At 74.6% G+C, this 4,813-nt stretch carries 2 protein-coding genes and 1 pseudogene; all 3 read left to right on the top strand.

What is annotated here, in order from left to right:
- Positions 1-1,689: hypothetical protein (locus tag C1I97_RS40280; RefSeq protein WP_181446999.1), on the top strand; the 1,689-nt coding region annotated here is incomplete at its 5' end.
- Positions 1,686-4,622 carry a DEAD/DEAH box helicase gene (locus C1I97_RS31205; protein WP_258382822.1) on the top strand — a complete coding sequence of 979 codons (2,937 nt, stop codon included), beginning with the start codon at positions 1,686-1,688 and terminating at the stop codon, positions 4,620-4,622. The genes C1I97_RS40280 and C1I97_RS31205, both read left to right, overlap by 4 nt.
- A pseudogene (locus tag C1I97_RS31200) lies at positions 4,619-4,813 on the top strand (SWIM zinc finger family protein); the annotation flags it as partial. The gene C1I97_RS31205 and the pseudogene C1I97_RS31200, both read left to right, overlap by 4 nt.

Here is a 4,813-nt window from a genome sequence, read left to right as displayed (position 1 = left end):
TTCGATCCCGGCGAGCTCACCGGGGAGCTCGCGCAGGTGCCGCTGCGCCGGGCGGTGGGCACGAAGCGGAAGAGGCGCGGCGGGCCGGGCGGACGCCAGGCTCCGCCGGGGATGTACCAGTGCGAGTGCGGCGGTCTACACCCGCTGCCCGGCGGCGCGGGGCCGCTCGCCGAAGAGGACGGGCCGGACGACGAGGTGTCGCTGTCCGATGTCCTGGAAGCCGTGGGCCTGCGGCTGCCGGCCGTGCGGCTGCCCGGTGAGGCGGAGCTGGCTCGCATGGTGCGCAAGGTGCCCGCCTTCATGGCGGCGGTACGGCTCGGGCACTGGTGCGGCGACGGTCAGGAACTGACCCCGAAGGAGGTGCTGCGGCCCAAGCTCGCCCGGCAGGCCGTGGAGGAGGCCGAGCTGTGGCGCGTCGACCCCGACGAGTGGGGTGATACCGAGGAGCGGACCGGGCGGCTGGCGAAGGTCCGCAGCGCGGCTGACATGGAACCGCTGGCTCTGCCCTGGGACTGGGCGCTGAACTGTGGCTTCGTCGAGGTGGAGAACAACCGGGCGTACGCCGGCGACGAACTGCCGGACCAGGACGATGACACGGCGCTCCTCGCTGCCTGGCAGGAAGCGGTGGCGGGCGCGGCGGTCGAACTCTCCCTCGCCTTCCCCGCGTTGGACGAGTTGCCGAGCGGGCTGCAGCCGCTGCGGGAGCTGACCGAGGAAGCCCCGCCGCTGGTGTTCCTGATGCTGATCACGGCGTACGGACTGCCCGACGAGGAGTGGCTGGATGTCGCCGACTTCCTCACCGACGGCATGGAAGGGCTACCCGAAGGCCCGGCCCGGCGGCTGGTCTCGGCGCTCCTCATCGACCAATACCACGACACCGCCGGGACTCTGGAGCTGTTCGGCGCCGCCGAACGCGAGGGCCACGAGCCTCCGCCGGCGGACGCCGTGCTCGCCCTGCTGCTCGACGGGCCCGACGGCGGCATGCGGGGCACGCCGTCCGTCGGCCGCTTCCGGCTCACCGCGCTGGGCCGCTCCGGCCTGCGCGCGCTGCTGGTGGCGGCAGGCGTCCCGGCACCGGTGATCGGCTCACTCGCCCAGGCGGACGCCTCCGCGCTGCTGGCCGCGCTCCCCTCGTACCTCTCCGAGACGGACGCGGCGGCAGAGGTGGCGGGCTGGCTGGCGGCTCGCCCCGCGGCGGACGCGGCCGTCCAGGTGGTGGACGCCTGCGACGGCACGGAGCCGGCCGATGCCCTGCGCCGCCTGCAGGCCCCGCGGGTACTGGCCGCCGTACTGGAGGCGGACCGCACCGGGCGGGCGAAGGCGGTGCTGCGCAAGGCGGCGGTCTCGAAGGTCACCGGCTGTTCGCACGCGGCGGCTTCGATGCTGCGCCGGATCGGTGAACCCGTCGAGGGGGAAGAGGCGTGGGGTTTGGAGTGGATGCTGGTGGACGGTGCGCTGCCGTTCGCCGGGGCGGGCGAGCAGGCGCTGCGCGAAAGGCTGCTGGCGGGCCCCGAGGAGGGCCGGCGTCCGCTCGATCAGCTGGCCGAGCACGCCGACGACCTGTGGCGGGCCGGCCACCCGCACGCCGACGAGGTGCTCGGCGCGCTGGCCGAGGCCGTCAAGCCCGTCGACAAGGCCCTGGCCAAGCGGCTGCGGAAGGCCGCGTTCAAGGCGGGGAGCGCCACGTGAGCCTGCTCGTGAGGGAGACCGGCGCCGAAGCCGCACCGCTCGCCGATCCCGCTGCCACTGCCTGGGCCCGCCAGCACCTCGCTGCCGGCGGCTGGGCGGCCGTGTTCGCCCCGGCCGAACCGGGACAGCCGGCCCGGCTCGGCCGCCTGGTGCTCTACCGGCCCGCCGCCGACGCCCACCGCATGCCCGCCCAGGCCGCCGCACCGGAGGCGGTGGAGCGGGTTTGGCTGCCGCTGGTCCTGCCGCACGGCGGCGGGGTGCGCACCCGCACCGTCGACGGGTGGGCCCTCGACCCGGGCGTCGCGCTCGCCCTCCTGCTCGACCTGCCCGGGACCGGGGTCCATCCGTCGCTCGTTGCGTGGGCGGCCATCGCCCGTCTCACCCTTCGGCTGCTGGGCGAGGGGCGTCTGTACCCGGCGCTGACCTCCGACACGTACACCACCTGGCGCTTCGGGCCGTCCGGTGCGAGCGGCAAGCGGGACCTGGACGCGCTGAGCGCAGCCCTGCCGCCGTACGCCCACAACCTCCCCGCGCCCACGGCGGACGACAAGGTCGTACGAATCGCCGAACCGGCTGCTCTGGTACGGGAGTTCTGTGACGCGCTCGCGGATGCTCTGCCACGCACCCCGGCCGCCGGCCGGGCCGTGCCCGGCAACCCTTACGCCGACCGTGCGACCGCCCTGCATCCGCGCCTGGCCCAGTGGGCGGCCGAAACCGCGGCCGAACGGGCCGCACAGACCAGTGTAGAACTGCGGGTCGAACCCCCGGCCGGGCGGCGCCGCGTCTTCCATGCGGCGCTGCAGCTGCGGACCGCGGCCGATCCGTCCCTGGTCCTGGACGCTGCCGAGTTGTGGGCCGACCCGGTTCGCGCGCAGCACCTGCTCGGTCCGCGCGCGGAGGCCGAGGCGCTGCTCGCGCTGCGCCGCGCCGCCCGCGCCTGGCAGCCCCTGACTCGCCTGCTCGCCGAGGCCACCCCCAGCACGCTGCGGCTCGACGACGAGGAGGCCATGGAGCTGCTGGGGGACGCCACCGACGCGCTGCGTTCGGTCGGCGTGCGCGTGCACTGGCCGCGTGAGCTGGTCAAGTCCCTTGAAGCGCGGGCGGAGATCGGGGCGGCCACCGCGCCCGGCGCGACCGTGGACACCCTGCTGGGCCGCGACGCCCTGCTCGACTTCTCCTGGCATGTCGCGCTCGGCGGAGAGAAGCTCACCGAGGCCGAGCTCGACCAACTCGCCGAGGCCCGGCGCCCGCTGGTCAAGCTGCGCGACCAGTGGGTGGTCGCCGATCCGAAGCTGGTGGCCCGCCTCAAGCGGCAGCGCAGCCGCGAACTCGCCCCGTTGGACGCACTCCAGGCGGTGCTGACCGGAGAGGTGGAATGGGACGGTGAGCGCGTCGCGGTGCAGGCGGCCGGCGCCTTCGGCGAACTGGTCGCCCGGCTGCGCGCCCCCGAGGGCCGCGCCCCCGTCCGGACACCGGAGGGCCTGACCGCCACCCTGCGCGGCTACCAGCAGCGGGGCCTGGCCTGGCTGGCGGACATGACCCGCCTGACCCTCGGCGGCGTCCTCGCCGACGACATGGGCCTCGGCAAGACCGTCACGCTGCTCGCCCTCCACCTGCACCGCCAGGAGCAGCCCGACACCGCGGGTCCCACCCTCGTGGTCTGCCCGGCCTCGCTGCTCGGCAACTGGCAGCGCGAGGCCGCCCGTTTCGCCCCCGCCGTCCCGGTACGCCGCTATCACGGCGGCGAGCGCACCCTGGACCACCTCGCCGGGGACGAACTCGTCCTAGTCACCTACGGCGTGCTGCGCCGCGACCGGGAGCGGCTCGCCGCCGTGAAATGGTCGCTCGTCGCCGCCGACGAGGCCCAGCACGTCAAGAACCCGTACGCCACCACCGCCCGCGAACTGCGCGCCCTGCCCACCCGCGCCCGCGTCGCGCTCACCGGCACTCCGGTGGAGAACAACCTCTCCGAGCTGTGGGCACTGCTCGACTGGACCACCCCCGGCCTGCTCGGCCCGCTCTCCGCCTTCCGCGACCGCTTCGCGAAAGCCATCGAGCGCGGTGCGCTCGGCACGGACGGCGACGCGGAGACCACCGATCAGGCCCGGCAGGCCGCCGAGCGGCTCACCCGGCTCATCCGCCCGTTCCTGCTGCGCCGCCGCAAGTCCGACCCCGGGATCGCCCCCGAACTGCCGGCCAAGACGGAGACCGACCACCCCGTCGCCCTCACCCGTGAGCAGGCCGCCCTGTACGAGGCGCAGGTACGCGAGGCCATGGCCCGGATCGAGAAGGCGGACGGCATCGCCCGCCGCGGCCTGGTGCTCAAACTCCTCACCGCGCTCAAACAGATCTGCAACCACCCCGCCCACTACCTGCGCGAGGCCGGCCCGCTGCCCGGCCGCTCGGGCAAGCTGGAACTCCTCGACGAACTGCTCGACACGGTGGTGGCCGAAGACCAGGGCGCCCTGGTCTTCACCCAGTACACGCAGATGGGCAAGCTCCTGGAACGCCACTTCGCCGACCGCGGCGTCCGTGCCCGCTACCTGCACGGCGCCACCGCCGTCCCCCGACGCGAGGAGATGGTCGCCGCCTTCCAGCAGGGCGAGTTCCCCGTATTCCTGCTCTCCCTGAAGGCCGCCGGCACCGGCCTCAACCTCACCCGCGCCACCCACGTGATCCACTACGACCGCTGGTGGAACCCTGCCGTCGAGGACCAGGCCACCGACCGTGCCTACCGCATCGGCCAGGACCGCCCGGTCCAGGTCCACCGGCTCACCACGCAGGGCACGGTCGAGGACAGGGTCGCCCGTCTGCTCGGTGCCAAGCGCGCGCTCGCGGACCAGGTCATCGCCTCCGGTGAGGCCGCCCTGACCGAACTCTCCGACGCCGACCTCGCCGAACTCGTCGCACTGTCCCACGGAGCCGACGCATGACCCCCGCCCGCAAGGCACCCCGTACCGGCAGCCGCGCCTTCGCCGCCACCTGGTGGGGGCAGGCCTGGGTGGACGCCCTGGAGGCCTCCACCCTCGATGCCGGCCGCCTCTCCCGCGGCCGCACCTACGCCCGCAAGGGCATGGTCGGCCCGGTCACCGTCACCCCCGGTGTGCTGCGCGCCGAGGTCGAG

It is taken from the genome of Streptomyces sp. NTH33 (assembly GCF_003236365.1).
In the GTDB taxonomy this organism is placed as follows: Bacteria; Actinomycetota; Actinomycetes; order Streptomycetales; family Streptomycetaceae; genus Streptomyces.
This window is presented reverse-complemented; position numbering and strand designations above follow the sequence as displayed.